The organism is Zobellella endophytica (assembly GCF_003012775.1).
Taxonomy (GTDB): Bacteria; Pseudomonadota; Gammaproteobacteria; order Enterobacterales; family Aeromonadaceae; genus Oceanimonas; species Oceanimonas endophytica.
The window spans coordinates 813,583-837,553 of sequence record NZ_PXYG01000002.1; the positions used below are offsets into that span (position 1 = coordinate 813,583).

Annotated in this window: 20 protein-coding genes and 1 rRNA gene; 9 read left to right on the forward strand and 12 right to left on the reverse strand. The window is 62.5% G+C overall.

The features are described from left to right. Positions 1-21 precede the first annotated feature (21 nt). The 3 genes from C7H85_RS09065 to C7H85_RS09075 form a co-directional block, all read right to left on the reverse strand. Positions 22-567, reverse strand: coding sequence for a response regulator (locus C7H85_RS09065; RefSeq protein WP_106729358.1), 546 nt, complete (start codon positions 565-567; stop codon positions 22-24). Positions 568-893: 326 nt separating this feature from the next. After that, entirely contained in the window at positions 894-1,514 is a 621-nt protein-coding gene (locus C7H85_RS09070) for an SCO family protein (protein ID WP_106729359.1), read from the reverse strand. A gap of 533 nt (positions 1,515-2,047) precedes the next feature. Next, positions 2,048-2,635 (reverse strand): lytic transglycosylase domain-containing protein, encoded by a 588-nt coding sequence (locus C7H85_RS09075; protein ID WP_106729360.1) that lies wholly within the window; start codon positions 2,633-2,635, stop codon positions 2,048-2,050. A gap of 242 nt (positions 2,636-2,877) precedes the next feature. On the opposite strand from C7H85_RS09075, the gene gspG reads away from it, so the two are divergent. Further along, on the forward strand, positions 2,878-3,318 hold the full coding sequence (gene gspG, locus C7H85_RS09080) for a type II secretion system major pseudopilin GspG (RefSeq protein WP_245879608.1): 441 nt from the start codon (positions 2,878-2,880) through the stop codon (positions 3,316-3,318). 14 nt (positions 3,319-3,332) lie between these two features. After that, positions 3,333-4,523, forward strand: coding sequence for a type II secretion system F family protein (locus C7H85_RS09085; RefSeq protein ID WP_106729362.1), 1,191 nt, complete (start codon positions 3,333-3,335; stop codon positions 4,521-4,523). A 6-nt stretch (positions 4,524-4,529) separates the two neighbouring features. On the opposite strand, the gene C7H85_RS09090 is transcribed toward C7H85_RS09085, so the two are convergent. Next, positions 4,530-5,951 carry a sigma-54-dependent transcriptional regulator gene (locus tag C7H85_RS09090; protein WP_106729363.1) on the reverse strand — a complete coding sequence of 474 codons (1,422 nt, stop codon included), beginning with the start codon at positions 5,949-5,951 and terminating at the stop codon, positions 4,530-4,532. After that, positions 5,920-7,407, reverse strand: a complete 1,488-nt coding sequence (locus tag C7H85_RS09095; protein WP_106729364.1) for a sensor histidine kinase — start codon at positions 7,405-7,407, stop codon at positions 5,920-5,922. Before C7H85_RS09095 ends, C7H85_RS09090 begins: the two co-directional genes overlap by 32 nt. 293 nt (positions 7,408-7,700) lie before the next feature. On the opposite strand from C7H85_RS09095, the gene C7H85_RS09100 reads away from it, so the two are divergent. The 5 genes from C7H85_RS09100 to C7H85_RS09115 all read left to right on the forward strand — a co-directional run bounded on the left by C7H85_RS09100 (position 7,701) and on the right by C7H85_RS09115 (position 10,144). Next, the gene (locus C7H85_RS09100) at positions 7,701-8,270 is read left to right on the forward strand and encodes a PhnA domain-containing protein (RefSeq protein ID WP_106729365.1); all 570 of its coding nucleotides are present in this window, start codon (positions 7,701-7,703) and stop codon (positions 8,268-8,270) included. A 20-nt stretch (positions 8,271-8,290) separates the two neighbouring features. Beyond that, on the forward strand, positions 8,291-8,602 hold the full coding sequence (locus C7H85_RS09105; protein ID WP_106729366.1) for a YqfO family protein: 312 nt from the start codon (positions 8,291-8,293) through the stop codon (positions 8,600-8,602). 123 nt (positions 8,603-8,725) lie between these two features. After that, on the forward strand, positions 8,726-9,439 hold the full coding sequence (locus C7H85_RS09110; RefSeq protein ID WP_342749335.1) for an isocitrate/isopropylmalate family dehydrogenase: 714 nt from the start codon (positions 8,726-8,728) through the stop codon (positions 9,437-9,439). Positions 9,440-9,459: 20 nt separating this feature from the next. Then, complete coding sequence (locus C7H85_RS20255; protein ID WP_281257599.1) at positions 9,460-9,624, forward strand: isocitrate/isopropylmalate family dehydrogenase; 165 nt, start codon at positions 9,460-9,462, stop codon at positions 9,622-9,624. Between the two features lie 58 nt (positions 9,625-9,682). Continuing rightward, the gene (locus C7H85_RS09115) at positions 9,683-10,144 is read left to right on the forward strand and encodes a methylated-DNA--[protein]-cysteine S-methyltransferase (RefSeq protein ID WP_106729367.1); all 462 of its coding nucleotides are present in this window, start codon (positions 9,683-9,685) and stop codon (positions 10,142-10,144) included. A gap of 816 nt (positions 10,145-10,960) precedes the next feature. On the opposite strand, the gene C7H85_RS09120 is transcribed toward C7H85_RS09115, so the two are convergent. Both C7H85_RS09120 and metH read right to left on the reverse strand, forming a co-directional pair. Continuing rightward, entirely contained in the window at positions 10,961-12,193 is a 1,233-nt protein-coding gene (locus tag C7H85_RS09120; RefSeq protein WP_106729368.1) for a D-alanyl-D-alanine carboxypeptidase, read from the reverse strand. A 239-nt stretch (positions 12,194-12,432) separates the two neighbouring features. Beyond that, positions 12,433-16,113 (reverse strand): methionine synthase, encoded by a 3,681-nt coding sequence (gene metH / locus C7H85_RS09125; RefSeq protein ID WP_106729369.1) that lies wholly within the window; start codon positions 16,111-16,113, stop codon positions 12,433-12,435. A gap of 250 nt (positions 16,114-16,363) precedes the next feature. Between metH and C7H85_RS09130 the strand changes: the two genes are divergently transcribed. Then, a complete protein-coding gene (locus tag C7H85_RS09130; protein WP_106729370.1) occupies positions 16,364-17,653 on the forward strand; it encodes a cation:proton antiporter in 1,290 nt (429 codons plus the stop codon). A 36-nt stretch (positions 17,654-17,689) separates the two neighbouring features. Here C7H85_RS09130 and metA read toward each other — a convergent pair whose 3' ends face one another. After that, positions 17,690-18,643: a homoserine O-acetyltransferase MetA gene (gene metA / locus C7H85_RS09135; protein WP_106729371.1), complete on the reverse strand. Its 954-nt coding sequence runs from the start codon at positions 18,641-18,643 to the stop codon at positions 17,690-17,692. Positions 18,644-18,785: 142 nt separating this feature from the next. On the opposite strand from metA, the gene C7H85_RS09140 reads away from it, so the two are divergent. Then, entirely contained in the window at positions 18,786-19,964 is a 1,179-nt protein-coding gene (locus C7H85_RS09140) for a CinA family nicotinamide mononucleotide deamidase-related protein (RefSeq protein WP_106729372.1), read from the forward strand. Between the two features lie 4 nt (positions 19,965-19,968). On the opposite strand, the gene C7H85_RS19875 is transcribed toward C7H85_RS09140, so the two are convergent. From C7H85_RS19875 to rrf, 4 genes are all read right to left on the reverse strand, one after another. Continuing rightward, the gene (locus C7H85_RS19875; protein ID WP_210433602.1) at positions 19,969-20,124 is read right to left on the reverse strand and encodes a hypothetical protein; all 156 of its coding nucleotides are present in this window, start codon (positions 20,122-20,124) and stop codon (positions 19,969-19,971) included. A 167-nt stretch (positions 20,125-20,291) separates the two neighbouring features. Then, positions 20,292-21,635: an 8-oxoguanine deaminase gene (locus tag C7H85_RS09150; RefSeq protein ID WP_106729373.1), complete on the reverse strand. Its 1,344-nt coding sequence runs from the start codon at positions 21,633-21,635 to the stop codon at positions 20,292-20,294. Between the two features lie 124 nt (positions 21,636-21,759). After that, entirely contained in the window at positions 21,760-23,193 is a 1,434-nt protein-coding gene (locus C7H85_RS09155) for a nucleobase:cation symporter-2 family protein (RefSeq protein WP_106729374.1), read from the reverse strand. 559 nt (positions 23,194-23,752) lie between these two features. After that, a 5S ribosomal RNA gene (gene rrf, locus C7H85_RS09160) occupies positions 23,753-23,867 on the reverse strand. Positions 23,868-23,971 lie beyond the last annotated feature (104 nt).

Genomic DNA, 23,971 nt, shown 5'->3' on the forward strand with positions numbered 1-23,971 from the left:
AGCATTTCCGATCGACTCCGGTTATTTGTGTTCGCGCTCCCGGATCGGTTGGGCCTCGGCACCGCAGGCGGTCATTCCGGTGATCACCTCGGGCCGGCGGCGTTCCGCGAAGACCCAGGTCCCGTCGTACATCTGCAGCGGAAAGTGCGCCCCCCCCCGCCGATGCCTGCGCTCGGCCAGTACCGGCCCCTCGCCCTCCCCGACCGCTCGCTCCAGCAGCACGGACACCGCCCGGGCCAGTTCACGCAGGGGAAAGGGCTTGAACATCATATGGCTAATGCCCCTGCGCATGGCCTCGTCATATACCTCGCCGGTGGAATGGGCCGTCATCAGCAGCCAGCGGTAATCCCGCTCCCGGCTGAGGATATCGAACAGCTGAAACCCGTCCATGTCCGGCAGGCAGAAATCAAGCACGACCAGATCGGGGACAAAGCCGGCCCCCACCAGCCCGATGGCCCCGGCGCCGTCACCGGCTACCCGCACCTGCAGTCCCCTGTGCTCCAGATAGAGCCTGAGATTCTGGGCGAAAATGTCTTCGTCTTCGACAATCAGTACCTGGTTTGCCAAAGGAAACGCTCCTGTTGCATCGCCTGACCGGATTGACCCGTCTTGGGCGGGCTCCCTGCTTCAACAGGAGTCAGGCAGGATCCATGCCAGCTATCATCCTTGGCGAAAAAACATAATCCATTGAATTAATAGAAAATAAATTTCGTCCTTCCGGCCCATTCCCCAATAGCGGGGACGCTTTCTATCAGTGTAGTACGGATGGCCCCCACTATTGGGGGATCCGGCCCGTCACCCGGTCATAAGCGGTCTCCCCCCTGACCACACGGGACAGGCCCAGAGGGATAAGGCCACAACTCAACGGTGGACGCCGCCTGCGGCGAGCAGCCTCATTCCGGAGCCGGCATGGACAACAGCTGCAGGCGCTGGGCGATGGCCTCGACCGAAGCGTCCGGGCGGATCTTGCTCCAGCGCCGGTTGCCCACGTCGCCCACGAGCAGCAACGTCGAGTGGTTTTCCGGACTGGGTTCCAGATGGTCGAGCCGCGCCAGCACCTGCGTCATCCGTGCTTCTTCGCCGGTGAGAAAGGTCCAGTGCGGATCGTCCGCCTCATGCCGGCGCGCAAAAGCCTTGAGCACAGCGGGACTGTCGTGTGCAGGGTCGCTGCTGAGGGAGATAAACCGTATCCGGGCCGCAAGCCCTTCCCCCAGGAGCTCCCGCACCGCCTTCAGCTTGCGAGTGATCAGCGGGCAGACATCGGTACAGCGGGTATATACCACGTTCAGCACCACCACCTTGTCCTGCAGCAGATCGCTGTAGAAACGGACCTCGGTGCCATCCTGGGTCAGCAGGCGATTATCGGTGAAGTATTTCCGGGCATCGTAGGCCTCGGTGGCTGCGAGGCTCTCCCGGACCGGCTCGGCCCCCAGCGGGGGAGTCTGGTGCCCGTGATGGGCCTGCGGGCTGACGCACAGCCCCAGGCTCAGCACGACGCTGATGCAGAGTTTCATGGTCTGCCTCCTTTCCTTGGCGACCCGCTCCTGACAGGCAACGCATTCCTCCCTGCGCTAACCTCATCGAGGCTTGCCAGCATGCTCTATGGTTTCACTGAACACATCCAGACAGCTCTTTCCGATAATCCATGGTCCGAACCGCCCGATCCAGGAGGAATACACCAATCAACCGGCAACCAAACCAGTTCGCCAGAATGCGGGCAGGATCTTCTTGGCACCGAGACTGATCCTGTTTTGTCATGGACAGAAGCCACACCCCGCATTCCGCTGGTCGTTGCCCGCGGGGTATCCCCGCGTCAGGCAGGCCGAAGCAGACTTTGTGCCACAGACGTACATCTTTCATTTCATACGATAATACTGGCAAGGATCCGCCGGTGGGGAGGATGCCTCCGGCATCGGGGATCCCCCAACGGCAGGAGGCAATAGAAAAATCCAAATGAGGCCATACTCAGAGTCATCCCAGAACCGGGGCGGGCGATATGCCCCATTCCCCCCGGATCTGGGGCTATAGCCCCAGTGATGGGGACGACTCAGCGGGGCCTGTCCCGCAACCGCTGGTAGTGATCGATCACCCGGGACACGTAGCGGCGGGTCTCGGGAAAGGGCGGTATGGTGTCACCCCGGCGTCGGACGGCACCGGGTCCTGCATTGTAGGCCGCCAGGGCCAGGGACAGATCGTTGTCGAACATCCCCATCAGTTGCTTCAGGTAGCGGGCGCCGCCGCGAATGTTAGCCGTCGGCTCCCACACATCGGCCACCCCCAGCGCCTTCGCCGTGTCCGGCATCAGTTGCATCAGGCCGGCGGCGCCCTTGGGGGAAAGCGCGGTGGGATTGTAGTTGGACTCGGCGTGGATCACCGCATGCAACAGGGTTTCCGGCAGTTCATGCTCCTGCGCCGCGTCGGCAATGATCTCGGCGTAAGGTCGCTTGCCCGGGGCCGACGGGGCGCTGGCGCGCGGCGGGGGTGGCGGTTCGCGCAGCAGCAGCACATGGTTGCGACCCGCGGGGTAGATGTTGGTCAGGGTGATGCTGCCGTCCTCGGCTATCTCCATATACACATCGGCCCGGGCCGATGTCGCCAGCACGGTGCACAGCCATAACAGGGTAGTCGATTTCATCCTTGATACTCCCTAGGGCCTGGAAAACGGGCCGGCGCTCACCTCCTGTTCCGGCCCCGTCGCTGCAACAGGCAAGGACCATGCCGTTCCCCCGGTTCACCCCGGCGGGCCGCGGCACCCTGTCCGAGACCTGTATGAAATATAGCGGCATTTTGCCGGGCAACGGACGGATACTGCACCGCCACAGACTTGCATGGTTCTTGCATTGTTTATCCACGGGTCATGGCACAGGGAGGTGAGACATGAAACCGAATGACGGAATGCCCGGGCGCCGCCGGCCCGACCGGGGCTTTACCCTGCTCGAACTGCTGGTAGTACTGGTGGTACTCGGGCTGCTGGCCGGCATCGTCGCGCCCAAGTACTTCACCCAGCTCGGGCGTTCCGAGGTGAAGGTGGCGCGGGCGCAGATCGAAGGCCTGGCCAAGGCGCTGGACCTCTACCGGCTCGAGGTGGGCCGCTACCCCACCACGGAGCAGGGCCTGAATGCCCTGATGCTGGCGCCGAATGACGAGCCCAAGTGGGGGGGGCCCTACCTGCAGAAGCAGGTGCCGCAGGACCCTTGGGGACGGGACTACGTCTACCGCTCGCCGGGAGAATACGGCGATTACGACCTGCTGTCGCTGGGCAAGGATGGCCAGCCCGGCGGTGACGGAGAGAGTGCGGAAATCACCAGTTGGCAATAGCGGAGGCAGACAGGATGCGTTTTCATGTCAAAGGCGTCGGCAAACCCGTCGGCATCGTTTCCCTGCAGCTGGATGCGCCGTCCGCGACCGACGCCCGGCTGCTGGCCGAAGGCCAGGGATTGCGGGTGCTGGCGGTACGGCCCCAGCACCTCTGGGTCCTCGCTCGCTGGCAGCGGCGCGAGCCATTTCCGCTGCTGTTGTTCAGCCAGGAGCTGGCGACCCTGCTCCGGGCCGGACTGGCCCTGATCGATGCCCTCGAAAGCCTGGCCGAGAAGGAGTCCGAGCCGCTCGCCCGCACCACCCTGATCGGGCTGGTGCGCCTGCTTTATGAAGGCAAGTCGCTCTCCCAGGCGCTGGGGCAGTTTCCCGACCGGTTTCCGCCGCTGTACGTGGCCCTGGTCCAGTCCAGCGAGAAGACCGGTACCGTCGGCGAAGCGCTGGAGCGTTATGTGGCCTACCGCAGCCGGATGGACGAGGTGCGCCAGAAGATCATCGGGGCTTCCCTCTATCCCCTGCTGCTGTTCCTGGTCGGCTGCAGCGTGCTGTTGTTCCTGATCGGCTATGTGGTGCCCCGCTTCAGCTTGGTGTTCGAAGGGCTGGGATCCAACCTGCCCTGGCTGTCGCTGATGCTGCTGAAGGCCGGGCTCTTCCTCGACCAGCACCAAGCTCCGCTCTTCGGTGGCTTGGTGCTGGTGGTCGCGGGTACGGCTATGCTGCTGCGCCAGGAGCGGGTCCGCCAGGGGCTGTTGCGCCAGTTCGAGCGGATTCCGGCGCTGCGCCGGCGCCTGGCCATCTACGAGCTGGCGCGCTTCTATCGTTCGCTCGGCATCCTGCTGCAGGGCGGCATCCCCATCCTCACCGCCCTGAAGATGGTCCGCGGCCTGCTGGGCGCCGCCGCCCGCGGACGGCTCGAGCAGGCCGGCGGTCAGATCCGGGAGGGGCAGGCCCTGTCCACCGCCCTCGAAGCCAACCGGCTGACCACGCCGGTGTCGCTGCGCATGCTGCGGGCGGGAGAAAGGTCGGGCAACCTGGGAGAGATGATGGAGCGCACGGCGGACTTCTACGACGACGATGTCAGCCGCTGGCTCGAATGGTTCGTCCGCCTGTTCGAGCCGCTGCTGATGACCTTTATCGGCCTGCTGATCGGCATCATCGTGATCCTGATGTATATCCCCATCTTCGAGCTGGCTTCCAGCATCCAGTAGCGCCGGTCAGCACCGGCGCTCGGGTCGCACCAGCCCCAGCCGCTCGATGCGGTAGCGCAGCATGTCCCGGGTAATGCCCAGCAGGCGGGCCGATTTGGTGACGTTCCAGTCGGTCTTGTGAAGCATGCGGATCACCATGTCCCGCTCGAACTCCAGCAGGTTGAGCTCGTCCGCCTCGACATCATCCCCGGGCGCTGCCGGCTCGGGCTCATCGGCGCCGGCCGGGGTGGTATCCGGCACCAGGCTGATGCCCAGTTGCTCCGGGGTGATCGAGGGACTCTGGGCGAGCAGGACCGCCTGCTCCAGCATGTTGCGCAGCTCCCGGACGTTGCCCGGCCAGCGATAACAGTGCAGCAGCCGCTCCGCCGCCGGCGAAAACTGTAGCCCGGCCTTGCCGTAGCGGCGGCCGAGCTCGGCCAGGAAATGGCGGGCCAGCAACAGGATGTCGTCGCCGCGCTCGGCCAGGCTGGGCAGTTTGATGGAAATAATCTTCAGGCGAAAGAAGAGGTCGCTGCGAAACTTGCCCTGGCGCACCATCTCCTCGAGATTGCAGTTGGTGGCGCTGACGATGCGCAGGTTGATCTTGCGTTCCTTGACCGAGCCGATCCGGCGGATGGTCCTGTCTTCCAGCAGCTTGAGCAGCTTGGCCTGCAGGCCCAGATCCATCTCCCCGATCTCGTCCAGGAACAGGGTGCCGCCGTCCGCCGCCTCGACCAGGCCGATGCGGCGCTCCTTGGCGTCGGTAAAGGCTCCCTTCTCGTGGCCGAACAACTCGGCCTCCAGCAGGTGGGAGGGAATGGACGCACAGTTGAATTCGACGAAGGGCTCCTTGCTGCGGCAGCCGTCCACGTGCAGGGCCCGGGCGACCAGTTCCTTGCCGGTGCCGGTTTCGCCCTCGATCAGCACGCTCGGCAGATCCGCCCCCGCCATCCGCGCTTCCGCCTCCAGCAACTGGCGTACCATCTGTTTCACCTTCTGCATGGCCGCAGAGTTGCCGAGCAGCGCCGCCAGCCCCGCGTTCTGTCCTTCACGGTGCTGATAGAAGTGCAGCTGGCATTCCATGCGCTGGGCCTGCAGTGCCTTGTCCAGCAGCAGCTTGAGCTCGGCCAGGGCCACCGGCTTGGTCAGGTAGTGAAAAGCGCCCACCTTCATCGCCTCCACCGCGTCCTCGATATTGCCGTAGCCGGTCATCATGATCACCTTGAGCTGGGGATCCGCGATGGTGAGCTGCTGCAGCAGTTGCAGGCCATTCATCCCGGGCAGCGAGTTGTCGGTCAGCACGATATCCGGGTGCTGGGACTGCTGCACCGTCAGCGCCTCCTCCGCCGAATGGCAGATCTGGGCATCGAACTGCCGGCGCCGGAGATAGGTCTGGATGTTTTCCGCCAGAACAGGGTCATCCTCGACAATCAGTATGCTGTGTTCCATTTTCCCCCCCTGCGGCCAACCGGAAGCTGAGGCAGACCCGGGTCCCCTCCTGCTCGCGGGAGGTCAGGCTGACCTTGCCGCCGAATCGTTCCATGATCCTTTTAACCAGTACCAGCCCCACGCCCAGTCCCCCTTTCTTGGTAGTGTAGAACGGCTTGAAGGCCAGTGTTTCCTGTTCCGGGCTCATGCCCCTGCCGCTGTCGCTGATGATCAGGTGCAGCCGATGCGTCTGTTGATCAGGATCGATACGGATGCTCAGCCGCCCCCCCCCGGGCATGGCCTCGATGGCATTGGCCACCAGGCTGTTGAGCACCTGGGAGAGCAGCATTCGTTCGCTGATCACCGCCGGCGCCGGACCCTGGGGCGCCTCCACCTCGATGCGCGCCACCCGCAGCTGCTGTTCGAAGGCAATCAGGGTTTCCCGTACCGCGGCGGCGGGATCCACCGGCTCGCTGTCGCCGCTGATCGGGCGGGACGACAACAGCAGGCCGCGTACCCAGTGGGACATGCGATCGACCTGGGTGATGATGTCACCGATGTTTTTCTGCAACGGCGGCTCGGCAATATCCAGCGCCAGCTCGGCACTGGAACGAATGGTGGCGAGGGGATTGCGCAGGCTGTGGGCCACGGCGGAAGACATCTCGCCCAGGGCCACGAAGGTTTCGTTGGCGATCAGCTGCTGTTGCTGGGAGGCCAGCAGGATCGAGGCCCGGCGCACTATCCAGAACAGGCCGCCGTAGATCAGCCCGCCGCCGATAAAGGTGGACAGCCAGATCAGCACATAACCACGCTGGATCCTGGCCAGCAGATCCTTCGGCTCCTTATAGATCTCGACCACCGACAGCACGCTGCCCTGCTCGTCCATCAGCGGGATATAAGTCTCGATAAAGAGCTTCTCCGGGTGCTGGATGAATTTCTGCTCTTGGCGGCCCTCGACCGCATGGACATCGCTGGTGACCATCCGCTCACCCGATACGAAGGCCGCCTCCAGATGAGGGTTCTGGCCGATACGCTTGCCGATAAGGGACGGATTGGTCGACCAGACAATGATCCGGTCCGGCGCATAGATATTGGCCAGGAGGGCGTCGGGCAGGTGGGCGATATGATCGAGAAACTCCTGTCGCGCCTGTTTTCGGATGGCGGAGGTCGCCGCCGGATGCCGGTGATCCTCGCGCGGATCGAGCAGCTCCCCCATGGCCGCCAGAAAGGGGACGCCGGAATGACTGACCTCGGCCTCGGCGATCGCCTCGATAAACTGGGCGCTGAGCATGGAATCGCGCTCCATGCTCTCCTTGACCAGAAAATGGGTGGTGATGTAGCCCAGCCCGATGGCGACGGTGGCGATGATCAACAGGCTCAGCAGGGAAAACCATCTGAGCAGATTGAATTGCGGTATGGCGTCGGCGGTACCCCCCCCGCGCTCGGCCCTGTCCTTGGTTCCAGGCAAATTGTGCATAGGACGTCCTGTCCATTTTTCCGACTACCATGCAGGGACCCGGTAAGTCAATGGCTTGTCTCTTGATGTTACCCTGAAATCCGGTAGGGGGCCGGGCTTCCTCCCCGTCCCGCCACCGGCATTCCCGATGCTCCGGCCCCTTCCATGACCGGAAAACAAGCGACGATTTACCCGGCAACGCATATCCCCGTTCTCCCAGCTAGTATAGTTCAGTCGCCGGGCTCCGCTTAGGGGATATCGGCGGCTGTGTTATAGTGCCGCCACTTTTACCTTGAATGGGGTGATTTCAACACATGACTATCGAACAACAACTGCAACAGCGCGGCGGTGACCGGTGCGAGCTGTGCGGCGGCGGCGGCGAACAGCTGCAACTGCACGCGGTGGCACCGCGCGCCGCCGACAGTGCCGATCACTGTGCCCTACTGTGCGCCCACTGCCAGGCCGAGCTGGACGGCCCCCAGGATCACAACCACTGGCGCTGCCTCAACGACAGCATGTGGAGTCCGGTGCCGGCGGTGCAGGTGCTGGCCTGGCGCACCCTGAAAAAGCTTTCCGGTGAAGTCTGGGCCCGGGACCTGCTGGACATGCTCTACCTGGAGCCAGAGGTGCAGCAGTGGGCCGAAGACGGCCTGGCCGCCGAGGAAGACGACAGCGAGCCGACCTTCGACAGCAACGGCACCCGGCTGCAGGCCGGCGATGCGGTCACCCTGATCAAGGATCTGGAGGTCAAGGGCGCGGGCTTCACCGCCAAGCGCGGCACCCTGGTCAAGAACATCAGCCTGACCAATAATCCGGAGCATATCGAAGGCAAGGTCAACGGCGTGCAAATCGTGCTGGTGGCCAAATTCCTGAAAAAGGCCTGAGCAGGAGCCGGGAGGTAGCCATGTACAAGTTGGTGTTCTTCGTGCCCGAATCCCATCTGGAGCCGGTCAAAACGGCGGTGTTCGCCACCGGCGCCGGAAAAATCGGCGACTACGATCAATGCTGCTTCGAAACCCGGGGGCTGGGTCAGTTCCGCCCCCTGGCCGGGGCCAGTCCCTTTATCGGCCAGCCCGGCGAGCTGGAGCAGGTGGCCGAGGTGCGGGTCGAACTGGTGTGCGACGATCACCTGATCCGGGCCGCCGTCGCCGCCCTCCGCGCCACCCACCCTTACGAAGAGCCCGCCTTCGACTCCTGGCCCCTGGCCGGGTTCTAGTCCGGCAGCGGCAGCCGCCGCTCGGGCAGGGCCGCCATCAGGTAGGCGATACAGGCCGCCGCCGACCACTTTGACATCAAGCTGTAGTTCGAACATTTCGATTTCGCCAGCTGCGACGACTACCTGCAACACGGCAAGATGCTGCACGACGACTGGTTCCAGAGCCTGTACGGCTTCGACGCCATCTACTTCGGCGCCGTCGGCTGGCCGGAAAAGGTGCCGGACCACATTTCCCTGTGGGACTCGCTGCTGCAGTTCCGCCGCGCCTTCGATCGGTATGTCAACCTGCGGCCCTGCCGCCTGCTGCCCGGCATCAAGAGCCCGCTGGCCGGACGGCAGCCGGGGAATATCGACTTCTACGTAGTGCGGGAGAGTACCGAGGGCGAGTATTCCAGCGTCGGCGGCAAGATGTTCGAAGGCACCGAGCGGGAAATCGTCATCCAGGAAACGGTGATGACCCGCACCGAAGTCGACCGGGTGCTGAAATACGCCTTCGAGCTGGCTCAACGACGGCCGTGCCGCAAGCTGACCTCGGCCACCAAATACAACGGCATCGCCATCACCATGCCCTGGTGGGATCAACGGGTGGCCGCCATGGCCAAGGGCTATCCGCAGGTGGCAGTGGATCAGTTCCATATCGATATCCTCACCGCCCATTTCGTGCTGCATCCGGACTGGTTCGACGTGGTGGTGGCCAGCAACCTGTTCGGCGGCATCCTCTCAGATCTGGTGCCGGCCTGTACCGGCACCATCGGCCAATATCAACCCGGAAGGCCGTTTCCCCAGCCTGTCCGAGCCGGTGCATGGCCGCGCCCCGGACATCGCCGGGCGCGGTAGGCCAGATCTGGTCCGGCGCCATGATGCTGGAACACCTGGGCCACGCCGAGGCGGGCCAGGCGATACTGGCCGCCATCGAAGCTGTGCTGACAGAGGCGGACGGCAGCCGGCTCACCCCCGACCTCAAGGGCCAGGGCACCACCGCCACCCTGGGCGAGGCCATCGCCCGCCGACTGTCCCGGTAACTGCCACTCATGCCGCAATGAGGATACAATCAGGGTATCCCCAACGCCCGGAGCCCTTATGTACGCCACCCTGCCAAGCCCCCTGGGCACCCTTTATATCGCCGCCAGCGACGACGCCATCCTCGAAGTCGACTTCCGGGACGAAGCAATGCCACCCTGCCCGCCGGCCAGCCCCCTGCTGCAGGCCGCCTGCGACCAGCTCGACGCCTACTTCCACGGGGAGCGGCAACGGTTCGATCTGCCCCTGGCGCCCCGAGGCACCCCCTTCCAGCAGGAAGTCTGGCAGGCCCTGCAGAGCATTCCCTGCGGCGAGCACCGCAGTTACCGCGATATCGCCGCCCTGATCGGCAACCCCAAAGCGATGCGGGCGGTGGGCATGGCCAACGGCCGCAATCCCGTCGCCATCATCATCCCCTGTCACCGGGTGATCGGTGCCGGTGGCAAGCTGGTGGGCTATGCCGGCGGCCTGGAGCGCAAGGTCTGGCTACTGCAACACGAAGCCGGCATGGCCGACCACTAGCGATATAGACCTGCCAAATTGTAAGAGATCTCTCAAGCTGGCGACAGAGAAAACGTTTTCACTACGCGGAACCTGCCAGGAAAAATAATTTTTTAATTTAAAAATCAATGCGTTGATGGCAAACATCGATTTCTGACAGCGCCGGTGCCCATTTTACTTGCTTGAGCCGCTCGGGAGTTGGGCTATTATCTCTCCCGCAAGGAGCGAGGAAGTCGGTCAGGAAGACGGGCTGCCAGGAAAGGCGAATGGAACCCCGCAGGACGCGGTAAAGGACACCTCCCGGGACGGAGAATGTCAGGCGAGTCAGGACGACGCGCGCTCAGGATGAGCTGAGGGACACACCGAGGGATCGGGAAGAGGATGACCTTAAGGATTAAGGTGAAGTCAGGGATTGCAGGGAGCAATTTGGTTTACGGACTGAACCGTTAAGACGACCCAAAAGGGGGCGACATGATGTCGCCCCCTTTTTCTTTGTGCCTAGAACGCCATATAGTTTAAAAATCAAGCTGCCAGGCGTGTGCGCCTTGCTGGTGGAACGCAGGCGGCCCGCCTGCCTTCGCGCGTAGCGCAAACCCTCGGACTCGGCTACCACACCACAGGTTTAAACAGACTCTAAGCAGAACAGGCATCGCGGGTTGGGCTGTGCTTTTTTGCCCACCTCGGTGCCACCCTCATGCGGGCGGGCCGCCCGCCCCCCAAGAAACATCATGCTGGTCAACTTTTAAACTGATCGGTGCTCTCGCGAGTGGCAAAGGATTCGGCCCCGGACTCGCCCGCCCGCAACCAGCGGTACGCCGGCTGCGGGCCGATATCGATTCAGCTGCCGGAAAGTTTGACCACCAGGCAATCCATCCCCTGACGGGACAGCCGCTGGCAGGCATTTTTCGCCTGGTTTTCCTGCAGGCCGACCAGCCGGGCGCGGAACAGCTTGCGATCGCTGATCTCCACCTCGCTCACCGCTATCTGGGCCAGATCGACGTCATTGAGCCGCTTGGCGGCATCGGAGGCCCGATCCCGCGCCTGCTCCGGCACCCGGAACGAGCCTATCTGCACCGCCCAGCCGAGCTCTTCGGTGAGCGAGGGCCGCGGCAGGGCGGCCGGTGCCTGGGCCCGCTGCACCACCGCCGGGGCCCGGGTCTCCGGCGCCTGCCTGGCCACCTGGCGGACGGTATCGGTGCTGATCACCAGTTTGCTCGCCGGTGCGGCCGCCTCGGCCGACACCCTGGCTATCTGGCTGGCCCGGGTAAAGCTGCGGTCCAGCAGGGAGGCCATGTGGGTATCGCGGGACTGGGCGGTCTTGCCTCCCATCACCACGCCAATCACCCGCCGCTCACCTCGTTTGGCCGAGGTGGCCACGTTGAAGCCCGAGGCGCGGATGTAGCCGGTCTTCATGCCGTCCACCCCGGCATAATTGCGCACCATGCGGTTATGGCTGTTATAGGTCCGCCCCTTGTAGCTAAAGGACTGGGTGGAGAAATAATGATAATGCTGGGGAAAATCCTTCATCAGCCGCAGGGACAGGATAGCCAGATCCCGGGCGGTGGAAGTCTGCCGGCTGTCCGGCAGGCCGGAGGCGTTACGGAAGGTGGTGGCGGTCATCTTCATCGCCTTCGCCTTGTCGGTCATCATGCGGGCAAAACCGCTCTCGGTGCCGCCCAACGCCTCGGCCACCACCGCCGCCACGTCGTTGGCGGAGCGCACGATCAGCGCAGGAATGGCGTCACGGACCTTCAGCCGGTCTCCCGCCTTGAGCGAGAGGTTGGTCTGTGGCATGGAAGCGGCGTGGGCCGATACCGGCATGGCGGTATCCAGGGTCATCAGCCCCTGCTCCATGGCCTCGAACAGCATGTACAGGGTCATCATCTTGGTCAGCGAGGCGGGATAGCGGGTCGCATCCGCATTGGAGGCATGCAGCACCTCGCCGTTGTCCGCATCGATCACGATGGCCGCATAGCGCGGGTTGGCCTGGGCCGGGTTGAACAGGGAGAAAAGAAACAGCAGGGCCAGCAGCATGAACCCGCTTTTTCCGGCTTGTTGTACAGCAAACATGGGACTCTCCTCCCAAAGGGTGAATAAAGCCGGCAGAAACTACGCGATTGCCCGAATTCTGTCCAGCCTTTCTCTACTGATCCGGCCGGCAGAACGAGGAGAGACACCTTCCCTGGCCGCCCTCCGGCATGCATTAACAGTACTCATATAACAAGCATATATGTCGGCGCAATCGCCAAGGGGCAAAAAGCCGTAAATATTTGTCTTCAAGGCACCTTCCGGTGCCTTGCCGACGGCACTCATGCACCGAGGTTGGGCCCCAGCCATTTCTCGGCCTCGAGCCGGCTCATGCCCTTGCGCTCGGCGTAGTCGAGCAACTGGTCCTCCTGGATCTGGGCCACCGCGAAGTAACGGGTATCCGGATAGGAGAAGTACCAGCCCGACACCGCCGCCCCCGGCCACATGGCGAAGGACTCGGTCAGCTTCATGCCGATGCGCGACTCCACGTCCAGCAACTGCCACAGGGTGCCCTTCTCGGTGTGCTCGGGGCAGGCCGGGTAGCCGGGCGCCGGACGGATGCCCCGGTATTTCTCGCGGATCAGCTCGTCGTTGCTGAGCGCCTCGTCCGGGGCATAACCCCAGTATTCGCGGCGCACCAGCAGGTGCATGTATTCGGCGAAGGCCTCCGCCAGCCGGTCGGCCACGGCGCTGGCCATGATGGCGTTGTAGTCGTCGTGGGCGTCCTTGTAGCGGCGGATGATGTCGTCTTCCCCGATGCCGCCGGTCACCGCGAAGGCGCCGATATAGTCGGGCTTGGCGCCCCTGGGCGCCACGAAATCGGCCAGGCAGTAGTTGGGGAAGCCGTCCTTCTTCTCGGTCTGCTGGCGCAGGAAGCGCAGGGTATGCAGCACCCGGCTGCGCGACTCGTCGGTGTAGACCTCGACGTCGTCGTCCACGCTGTTGGCCGGGAACAGCCCCATGACCCCGGCGCAGCGCAGCTCGCCATCCGCCGCCAGCTGATCGAGCAGGGCGTTGGCGTCGGCGTACAGCCGCTTGGCCTCCTCACCCACTACCTCGTCCTCGAGGATGCGGGGGTACTTGCCCGCCAGCGACCAGGTGAGGAAAAAGGGGGTCCAGTCGATATAGTCGCGCAGCACCGCGATGGGCACATCTCGGAATTCGTGGATACCCGGCTTGGCCGGCACCGGCGGGGTGTAGGCCTGCCAGTCGATGGCCATCCTGTTGGCCCGGGCCTCGGCCAGGGTCACCGGCCGGGTGCGCGGGCGCTTGCGGGCGTGCTGATCCCGCACCACCTCGTATTCCTGCTTGAGCCGCTCCACGAAGGCGGGCTTGTTTTCCGCGCTCAGCAGGGTCTGCACCACCCCCACGGCACGGGAGGCGTTGGCCACGTAGACCACCGGCTCGTCGTAGTTCTGCTCGATCTTCACCGCGGTATGGGCCTTGGAGGTGGTAGCACCGCCGATCAGCAGCGGGATCTTGAAGCCCTGGCGCTGCATCTCCTTGGCCACGTGCACCATCTCGTCCAGTGACGGGGTGATCAGGCCGGACAGCCCGATCATGTCGGCGTTGGTTTCCCGGGCGGTCTTGAGGATGGTCTCGCAGGGCACCATGACCCCGAGATCAATCACCTCGAAGTTGTTGCACTGCAGCACCACCCCGACGATGTTCTTGCCGATATCGTGCACGTCGCCCTTGACCGTGGCCATCACCACCTTGCCGTTGCTCTGACCCGCCTCCTTGCCCGCTTCGATAAAGGGGTTGAGGTAGGCCACCGCCCGCTTCATCACCCGCGCCGACTTGACCACCTGGGGCAGAAACATCTTGCCCTCGCCGAACAGGTCCCCGACCACGTTCATGCCGTCCATCAGCGGGCCCTCGATCACCTCCAGCGGACGCGCCGCCTGCTGGCGGGCCTCTTCGGTGTCGTCCTCGATAAAGTCGGTGAGCCCCTTCACCAGGGCGTGCTCCAGCCGCTTGTTCACCGGCCAGCTGCGCCACTCCAGATCCCGGGCATCAGCCTGCTGGCCGCCACTGCCGCGATAGCGCTCGGCGATCTCCAGCAGCGCTTCGGTAGCGCCGTCGTGGGTGTTGAGCACCACCTCCTCCACCCTGGCCTTGAGCTCGGGCTCGATATCCTCGTAAATCGCCAGCTGGCCGGCGTTGACGATACCCATGTCCATGCCGTTCTTGATGGCGTGATAGAGGAACACCGCATGGATGGCCTCGCGCACCGCGTCGTTGCCGCGGAAGGAGAAGGAGACGTTGGACACGCCGCCGGAGATCATGGCGTGAGGCAGGTGATCCTTGATGTCCTTCACCGCCTCGATGAAGTCCACCGCGTAGTTGTTGTGCTCGTCGATACCGGTGGCCACGGCGAAGATGTTGGGGTCGAAGATGATGTCTTCCGGCGGGAAGCCGACCTTGTCCACCAGCACCCGGTAGGCGCGCTGGCAGATCTCGAACTTGCGCGCCCGGGTATCGGCCTGGCCCACCTCGTCGAACGCCATCACGATGACGGCGGCGCCGTAGCGGCGCACCAGCCGGGCCTGCTCGATAAATTTCTCTTCTCCTTCTTTCATGGAGATGGAGTTGACGATGCCCTTGCCCTGAATGCACTTGAGGCCGGCCTCGATCACTTCCCATTTGGAGGAGTCGATCATGATCGGCACCCGGGCGATGTCAGGCTCGCCGGCGATCAGGTTGAGGAAGCGGGTCATGCAGGCCTCGGCGTCGAGCATGCCCTCGTCCATGTTGATATCGATGATCTGGGCGCCGTTCTCTACCTGCTGCAGCGCCACTTCCAGCGCCTTGTCGTACTGTTCCTCCTTGATCAGCCGCTTGAACATGGCGGAGCCGGTGACGTTGGTGCGCTCGCCCACGTTGACGAACATGCTCTCCGGGGTGATCAGCACCGGCTCCAGGCCGGACAGCCGGCAGGCCACCGGCAGTTCGGGCAGGGCGCGCGGTGTGATGCCGGCCACCGCCTCGGCCATGGCGCGGATATGTTCGGGGGTGGATCCGCAGCAGCCGCCCACCAGGTTGAGGAAGCCGCTCTCGGCCCACTCCCGGATATGGCCGGCCATCTCGGCGGCGTCCAGATCGTATTCGCCGAAGGCGTTGGGCAGGCCGGCGTTGGGGTGGGCCGACACGTAGCTCTCGCACACCCGGGACAGTTCGGCCACGTACTGGCGCAGCTCGTCCGGCCCCAGGGCACAGTTGAGGCCGAAAGACAGCGGCTCGGCATGACGCAGGGAGTGGTAGAAAGCCTCGGTGGTCTGTCCCGACAGGGTACGGCCGGAGGCATCGGTGATGGTGCCGGAGATCATCACCGGCAGCCGCACGCCCAACTGGTCGAACAGGCCTTCGATGGCGAACACCGCCGCCTTGGCGTTGAGGGTGTCGAAGATGGTCTCGATCATCAAGAGATCGGCACCGCCGTCGACCAGCGCCCGGGCCGCCTCGGTGTAGGCCGCCACCAACTGGTCGAAGGTGACGTTGCGCTTGCCCGCGTCGTTCACGTCCGGCGAGATGGAGGCGGTTCTGTTGGTCGGCCCCAGCACCCCGGCCACGAAGCGCGGCTTGTGCGGCTCTTTCGCGGTCCATTCGTCCGCCACCCGGCGCGCCAGCCGGGCCGCCTCCAAGTTGATCTCCGCCGCCAGCGACTCCATCTGGTAGTCGGCCATGGCGATGGTGGTGGCGTTGAAGGTGTTGGTCTCGATGATGTCGGCGCCGGCGGCGAAGTAGTCGCTGTGGATTTGGCCGATGATCTCCGGCTGGGTCAGCACCAGCAGGTCGTTGTTGCCCTTGAGATCGGAGGCCCAGTCGGCGAAGCGTTCGCCCCGGTAGGCGGCTTCATCCAGCCGGTAGGACTGGATCATGGTGCCCATGCCGCCATCGATGATCAGAATACGTTCGGCGAGCGCCTGCTCGAGCTGGGAAAAAACCGGGGATCTGGACACTGGTGACTCCTGTTACTACCTGATTCCTGTAAGCGGCGTTCATGCTATCACAAAATACAGCATTAGAAATCCAGCCATCTATAAGGCCAGCCATGAATGGCGGCCTCGCGGCCTGCCGCTGCCAGCGGTTTTGCCGAACAACCACAGTTTTCACTAGAGAAAAACTGTTCAGTTAAGGCACACTATGCACAACCGGCGAAGACCGGCCAATCCAGCTTGCAAAAATACAATAATTATCGGAAGTGCCTGTATGAGCGTCTATTATACCCTGTGTTTTTTGGCGGCCATGGCGATTACCATCGCCTTCGTCAATCAGTACATCATGAAAATACAAACCACCATCGCCATTACCTCCGGGGCCCTGGCGATTTCCATCCTGATGCTGATCCTCGGTAAAACCACCTGGCCCGAGTTGCAGCAGCACGCGGTCAGTACCATCGAAACCGTGGATTTCGGACAATTCCTGTTGCAGGGGATCCTCGGCTTTCTGCTGTTTGCCGGCGGCCTGGGCATCAACCTCTCCGCCCTGCGCAGCCAGAAGTGGGAAATTACCGTCTTGGTACTGCTGGGGGTAGTTATTTCCACCCTGGTGGTCGCCGTCGGCCTCTGGCTGCTGGCTTTTGTGGCCGCCATTCCCCTGCCCTTTATCTATTGTCTGCTGTTCGGCGCCCTGATTTCGCCCACCGACCCCATCGCCGTCCTGGCGATCGTGAAAAAGCTGGGGGCCCCGGAGCAGATCGCCATCCAGATAGAAGGGGAATCCCTGTTCAACGACGGTATCGGCCTGGTGATTTTCCTGACCATCTTCGCCGTCGCCTTCAGCGGCAACGAGGCGACCTTCGGCTCGGTGATGACCCTGTTCACCCATGAAGCCATCGGCGGCATTATCTTCGGCGCCCTGTTGGGACTGATGTCCCATATCATGATCAGCGCCACCGACGACGGCTCCATGGAGCTGCTGATGACCCTGTGTGTGCCCACCGCCGGCTTCGCCCTGGCCAACCTGCTGGGCGTGTCCGGTGCGCTCGCCATGGTGGTGGCCGGTATCATGGTCGGCAACTGGACCCGCCACAGCGGCTTTTCGGAGCAGAGCCAGAAATACCTGGATCACTTCTGGCATCTGCTGGACGAGTTCCTCAACGCCCTGCTGTTCCTGCTGATCGGCCTGGCCATGCTGCTGGTGGAGTTCCACTGGCAGGCCTGGATCCTGGTGCTGCTGTCCATTCCGTTGACCCTGGCCGGCCGCTTCGTCAGCGTGGCCCTGCCCTACCTGGGTTTTCGCCGCTTCCGTGCCTACAACAAGTATTCGGTACGGATCCTGACCTGGGGCGGGTTGCGCGGCGGGCTGTCCCTGGCGATGGCGCTGTCGATCCCGGCCGGGGTCAAGCTGGGCAGCGATGGTCAGGTGGAGCTGCGGGATCTGATCCTGATGATGACCTATGCCATCGTCATCTTCTCGATCATCGTGCAGGGCATGAGCATCATCCCCATGATCAACAAGGCCAAGGCTGCGGAAAAGGCCGGTTTTCCCATCGAATAAGGGAACGACAAGGGGGCGCATCGCCCCCTTTCTTTGCTACTCTTCCCAGTCCCGGGTCAGGGTGTCGCCGGCGGCGCTGAGCGTACGCAGATCGTAAGGGGTCAGCTGGTAGACGTGGTAGTTGAGCCAGTTGGAAAACAACAGATGGCCATGGCTGCGCCAGGTGGCCCGGGGCCCGTTGTCGGGATTGTTGCCGGGGTAGTAATTCTCCGGCATCTTCGGCTCGATGCCGGCGGTCAGATCCCGCATGTATTCCTGATGCAGGGTGTCCGCGTCGTACTCCGGATGGCCGGTGACAAACACCTGCCGCCGATCCGGGCTCACCGCCAGGTAGACCCCCGCCCGTTCGGACGCCGCCAGGATCTTCAGATCCGTCTTTTCGCGGATCAGCTCCAACGGAAAGTCCGCATAGCGGGAATGGGGTGCCAGAAACACATCGTCGAAGCCGCGTACCAGAGGCTCAAACTGCGCCAGGTTCTGGTGCTCGTAGACCCCGGACAGCTTTTCCAGCCGGGTCTGCTTGTCCAGCCCGTACAGAATTTTCAGCCCGGCCTGGGCCGCCCAGCACAGAAACAGGGTGGAGGTAACGTGGCTCTTGGCCCACGCCACGATTTGCTCGATCTTGTCCCAGTAGACCACGTCACAGAAATCGGTCAGCCCCAGGGGCGCGCCGGTGATGATCAGGCCGTCGTAGAACTCGTCCTTGACCTGGTCGAAGTCGTAGTAAAAATGCTCGAGATGGGACTGGGGCGTGTTCTTCGAGGGCCGGTCGTCGATGCGCAGCAAGTCCACCCCGATCTGCAGCGGCGAATTGGACAGCATGCGCAGCAGCTGGTTTTCGGTCTCTATCTTCTTCGGCATCAGGTTGAGCAGCAGCACCCGCATCGGACGGATATCCTGATTTACCGCACGGGTCTCCGTCATCACAAAGATATTTTCCTGAGACAGGACATTGGCCGCTGGCAGGCGATCCGGAATTCTGATGGGCATTTGCTTACTCCATGCACAGTATCGGTAAGAAAGTCTAGACATCTAGAAATCTACAACAAAGGCGCCGTCCTTGTCATCCCCGGCGTGGGCCACGGGCGGAAGTTGCGTTAGAATCGCCACAACGCACCCCAAGGATAACGCTATGGAACCTGTAATTGAGCTGGTGAGTACCGGTGATGAAGTGCTGACCGGGCTGATTGTGGATACCAACGCCGGCTGGCTGTCGCAACGCCTGCTGGAGCAGGGCTGGCAGGTTCGCCGCCGCTTTACCGTGGGCGACGACAGATCCGATCTGGTCGAGCTGTTCGAGCAGCGCAGCCACCTGGCCGATCTGGTGATCGTCAATGGCGGCCTGGGCCCGACCTCGGACGACATCAGCGCTGAGGCCATGGCCGCCGCCGCCGGCATTCCCCTGGAGCTGAACGAACACTGGCTGGCGGTAATGCAGGAAAAATACAGCAACCGCAACCGGCAGATGCCCCGGAGCAACGTCAAGCAGGCCATGCTGCCGCAGGGGGCCGAGCTGATCGACAACCCGGTGGGCACCGCCTGCGGTTTTGCCGTCCGGCTCAACCGCGCCATTTTCATCTTTACACCGGGGGTCCCGTCCGAGCTGAAGACCATGATGGAGCAGGAAATCATTCCCCGCCTCGCCACCTGGTTCGGCCAGCGCGGCGCCAGCGAGGTACGGCGCTTCTTCCTGTTCGGCCTCTCCGAGTCAGGTTTGAGTGATCGCCTCGACAGCCAGGACTGGCCGGCCGGCATCACCCTGGGTTACCGGGCCAGCCTGCCCACCATCGAGGTGAAGCTGATCGCCGAGCAGGCCAGCCCCGAGGCCCTGGCCCAGGCCGAACGGCAGTTGCTGGCAGAAGTGGGCACTCACCTGCTGGCCCGCGATGAACTCGACTTCCGGCGCAGCCTGGGGCCTTTGCTCGACATGCAGCCGCTGACGGTGTTCGAAGAGGCCAGCGGCGGCCGGCTGACCGATACCATCAGCACCATCACCGCCGAATTCGAAGGTCACTACCTGAGCGGCTTGCCCGACGAAGCCCGGGATCTGGGCGAATGGCTGCAACGCTCGGCCCGGGGACCCGCCCTGGCCATAGGAGCGGAGGGGCCGCAGGGGGTGCCGGTGGCGCTGCTCACCGCCGAGCACTGCCAGGTACAGACCCTGAAGGTCCACTTTCGTGATCCCCTGGCCCGCCGCAAGCTGCTGGCGGTGGCGGCCCTGGACATGCTGCGCCGCCATCTCAGCCGTCAGCCGGTCATGGTGGATTACGATATTCTTCCGTGCAGCGAACGCCTGACCCTGCCCTGCTGAGGATTTACGATTTCAACTGGGGCTGCAGCCTCAAGATCATGCCGGACAGCAACCGGATCAGCAGGGCCGCCAGCGGGGTGTGGAACAGCCAGGCTCCGGTGAGCAGGGCCAGTGGTACGGCGCCACAGAGCACGTCGGTCAGCCAATGGGCACGGACCACAGCCTCGGCATCGCCATCAACAGGACCAGAGGGATCAGCGGATAGAGCTGGCAGCGGGGAAAGCGATAGACGGCGAACAGCAGGAAGCTGGCCAGGCCGATGTTATATCAGAATCCACCGGTGATTTCAGGATGCAAAAAAGCCGGCCGCCAGGCCGGCTTGCATGCTTAACGCAGGGTGGCCGCCAGGGCGCGCTGGCGGGCTTTCAACGCTTCCAGATCCAGCCCCTCGACAAGACCGTTGCTGACCCGCCATTTGCCGGCCACCATCACCCGATCGGCCTGACGGGCACCGCACAACACCAGCGCCGCCAGGGGATCGCCGGCACCGGCGAACTGGATATCGTCCAGGGTAAACAGGGCCAGATCCGCCTGCTTGCCCACCGCCAGCTCGCCGATGTCCTCGCGGCCCAAGCAGGCCGCCGATCCTCGCGTGGCCCAATCCAGCACCTTCTGGTGGGTGATACGGCGGGCACCGTAGCGCAGCCGCTGCAACAGCAGTGCCTGGCGCACTTCCATGATCATGTTGGAGCCATCGTTGGAGGCGGAGCCGTCCACGCCAATGCCGATGGGACAACCGGCGGCTTCCAGATCCAGGGTGGGGCACTGGCCCGACGCCAGCAGCATATTGGAGGAAGGACAGTGGGCGATGCCCACCCCGGCCCGGCCGAGGCGCCGGATTTCCTGCTCGTCAAAATGAATGCCGTGAGCCAGCCAGGCCCGGTTACTGAGCCAGCCGACCGACTCCAGATAATCCACCGGTCGCATGCCGAACATCTTCAGGCAGAATTCGGTTTCGTCGTGGGTTTCCGCCAGGTGGGTGTGCAATTGTACATCGTACTGCTCCGCCAGCCTGGCCGAGGCCCGCATCAGCTCGCTGCTCACCGAGAACGGCGAGCAGGGAGCCAGCGCCACCCGGGCCATGGCACCGTCATCACTGTTATGGTAGCGGCGGATCAGCCGTTCGCTGTCGGCCAGAATGGTCTCTTCCGACTGCACCGTCGACTGGGGCGGCAGGCCGCCCTGCTCCTGGCCCAGGCTCATCGAGCCCCGGGTCAGATGGACCCGCACCCCCAGCTTCTCCGCCTGCGCGAGCTGGATATCGATAGCGTCTTCCAACCCGGCCGGAAACAGGTAGTGATGGTCACTGGCGGTGGTACAGCCGGACAACAACAGCTCGGACAAGGCCAGTTGGGTAGAAACTTCCACCATTTCCGGGTGCAGCCTGGCCCAGACCGGGTACAGGGACACCAGCCAGGAAAACAGCTCCTTGTTCAGGGCCTCCGGATGGGCCCGGGTCAGGGTCTGGTAGAAATGGTGGTGGGCATTCACCAGGCCGGGCAGCATTACATGGCGGCGGGCATCGAATACCTCATCCACCGGTGTAGCGGGAGACTGGCCCGCGACCAGCAATTCGATAATACGGTCTCCCGCCACGACCAGGCCACCGGCACAGGCCGGATCAAGGGTGGCAAGAGGCTGTTTTATCCAGAGTGTCTTGGGGTTTTGCATCAGACTTTCGACTCCATTGAAAAATGAAAGTTGGCATCCCCCGGATGTAGAAACCCCTGACGTACAATCCGGGAAGGTACGCCAGGGGATTGAGCCAATTCAGGCTGCAATACGACAGTGAGTCTTAACTCATCTCACCTAATTTTTTTTTAGTCATCTCGACGCCTTCTTCCGTGGCAACAGCATCGGCGACTTCCTCTTCCTCCACCTTTTGTTCCGGCAACACCAGGCTCAAGAGGATGGCAGAGATGGCGCCCATAGCAACCGGTGAACTCAGAATGTTGGCGACGGTCTTCGGTAGCTCCTGCAGTACATCCGGCACGGTAGATACGCCGATACCCAGGCCGACCGAGATGGCCACAATCATCATGTTGCGACGATCCAGATGAGCATGAGACAGCACCCGGATCCCGGCAACCGCAACGGTGCCAAACATGATCAGGGTGGCGCCGCCCAGCACCGGTTTGGGCATCTGCTGCAGCACGCCGCCGATGATGGGGAACAGCCCCATGATAAAGAGGATGGCGGCGATATAGATGCCCACGAAGCGGCTGGCGACGCCGGTCAGGGCGATAACACCGTTATTCTGGCTGAAGGTGGTGGAGGGCATGCTGTTGAAGGTGGCCGCAATCATGGAGTTGAAACCGTCGGCCAGTACACCGCCGCGGATACGATTCAGATAGACGGGCCCCTTCACCGGCTCTTTCGAAATAGTGGAGTTGGCGGTCAGATCACCGGTGGTCTCCATGGCGCTGACACAGAACAGGATGGCCAGCGGGATAAAGGCAGCCAGATCAAACTGGAAGCCGAACTTGAAGGGCACGGGAATGGACATCAGCGGCAGGCTGCCCAGGTGGGAAAAATCCAGGCGTCCCATAAAAAAAGCCGCCAGCATGCCCAGGGCCAGACCAATCACCACCGCGGCCAGGCGAATCATCGGGTTTTTAGAGCGGTTGAGCAGGATCACGCTGACCAGCACGATACCGGCCAGCAGCAGGTTATCCAGGGCACCGAAGTTTTCAGCACCGAAACCGCCACCGATGTCGGTCATCGCTACCTTGATCAACGGAATACCGATCAGGATGATGATGGTACCGGTCACCACCGGCGTAATAACGCGCTGCAGTTTGTGGATAAAACGGCTCAGGAAGATCTCGACAAAAGCGGCGCAGAAGCTGACCCCGAAGATGGTCGCCAGTATGTCCTCCGGCGTACCGCCACGACTCTTGACGATCATGCCGGCCGACAGCACCGCGGTCAGAAACGCAAAACTGGTACCCTGCAGGCACAACATGCCGGCACCGATGGGGCCGATACGACGACACTGGATAAAGGTTCCTACCCCCGACACCATCAGCGCCATACTGATCAGATAGGGAACATGTTCGCCCAAGCCGAGCACGCCACCCACGATCAGGGTGGGGGTAATCACCCCGACCAGGCTTGCCAGCACATGCTGCAGGGCGGCGAAGGTCGAAGGCCAGAAGGCGGGCCTGTCGTGTAATGAATAAAGCAGATCGTGGTTCCGGCTTTGTTCTGTTCTAGTTTCCTGGGTCATAACAGATCCCTTTGTTAATCGTTGCCAATGAGCAGTCGAGACGACTGCTGTTGATTATTGGCCAACATCCTGTCAAGACAGTTGGCGCTGATCCTCCATACTCCACTGCAAAGCCTGGGCTAAGTGAGGAGCCAAATTGATAATACCTTAAAAAAAACAAAGTTGTTATGTTTATGTGATGTATTTGTACACAATAATTAAATCAACGTGATCTACATCTACCTTAACAAAGCACTCAATCACCAAATATATAATCCAAAAACAAGAGATAATGCAACAACATAGCACGCATAAAATGTATACAGTAAGGCTATTCAGCAACCGGACACCTGCCGGCAGCTCCATCGTTGACTCTTACAGCCTGCACGGGCATCCAGGGGTTGGATATTGCGTAAAGGCCGCTCTTGTTACCAGGTCCGAGACGGCGTTCCTGGCAAACGAAAAAACCCCGACACCAAGGTGTCGGGGTTTTTATTTAGATGCCTTGGCCAGCGCTCAGGACATTCGATGACAACGAAAAAAGCCCTTCACATCGGTGAAGGGCTTCTTGAATTTGGGTGCCTGGCAGTGACCTACTTTCACATGGCAGCTGCCACACTATCATCGGCGCGGTCGCGTTTCACTTCTGAGTTCGGCATGGGGTCAGGTGGTTCCACAACGCTATCGCCGCCAGGCAATAAACTGATGATTGCCGGTCTCTCGACCAACAATCGCTGGAAAACTGATGTTTGCTGTCGTTGTAGTCGCCTTGACCGCAAGGTCTCACACTTCTTGGGTG

Coding starts and splice junctions, on each gene's coding strand:
- C7H85_RS09070 (WP_106729359.1), bottom strand. CDS start 1,514: ATGAAACTCTGCATCAGCGTCGTGCTGAGCCTGGGGCTGTGCGTCAGC.
- C7H85_RS09075 (WP_106729360.1), bottom strand. CDS start 2,635: ATGAAATCGACTACCCTGTTATGGCTGTGCACCGTGCTGGCGACATCG.
- gspG (WP_245879608.1), top strand. CDS start 2,878: ATGAAACCGAATGACGGAATGCCCGGGCGCCGCCGGCCCGACCGGGGC.
- C7H85_RS09085 (WP_106729362.1), top strand. CDS start 3,333: ATGCGTTTTCATGTCAAAGGCGTCGGCAAACCCGTCGGCATCGTTTCC.
- C7H85_RS09090 (WP_106729363.1), bottom strand. CDS start 5,951: ATGGAACACAGCATACTGATTGTCGAGGATGACCCTGTTCTGGCGGAA.
- C7H85_RS09095 (WP_106729364.1), bottom strand. CDS start 7,407: ATGCACAATTTGCCTGGAACCAAGGACAGGGCCGAGCGCGGGGGGGGT.
- C7H85_RS09100 (WP_106729365.1), top strand. CDS start 7,701: ATGACTATCGAACAACAACTGCAACAGCGCGGCGGTGACCGGTGCGAG.
- C7H85_RS09105 (WP_106729366.1), top strand. CDS start 8,291: ATGTACAAGTTGGTGTTCTTCGTGCCCGAATCCCATCTGGAGCCGGTC.
- C7H85_RS20255 (WP_281257599.1), top strand. CDS start 9,460: ATGATGCTGGAACACCTGGGCCACGCCGAGGCGGGCCAGGCGATACTG.
- C7H85_RS09115 (WP_106729367.1), top strand. CDS start 9,683: ATGTACGCCACCCTGCCAAGCCCCCTGGGCACCCTTTATATCGCCGCC.
- C7H85_RS09120 (WP_106729368.1), bottom strand. CDS start 12,193: ATGTTTGCTGTACAACAAGCCGGAAAAAGCGGGTTCATGCTGCTGGCC.
- C7H85_RS09130 (WP_106729370.1), top strand. CDS start 16,364: ATGAGCGTCTATTATACCCTGTGTTTTTTGGCGGCCATGGCGATTACC.
- metA (WP_106729371.1), bottom strand. CDS start 18,643: ATGCCCATCAGAATTCCGGATCGCCTGCCAGCGGCCAATGTCCTGTCT.
- C7H85_RS09140 (WP_106729372.1), top strand. CDS start 18,786: ATGGAACCTGTAATTGAGCTGGTGAGTACCGGTGATGAAGTGCTGACC.
- C7H85_RS09150 (WP_106729373.1), bottom strand. CDS start 21,635: ATGCAAAACCCCAAGACACTCTGGATAAAACAGCCTCTTGCCACCCTT.
- C7H85_RS09155 (WP_106729374.1), bottom strand. CDS start 23,193: ATGACCCAGGAAACTAGAACAGAACAAAGCCGGAACCACGATCTGCTT.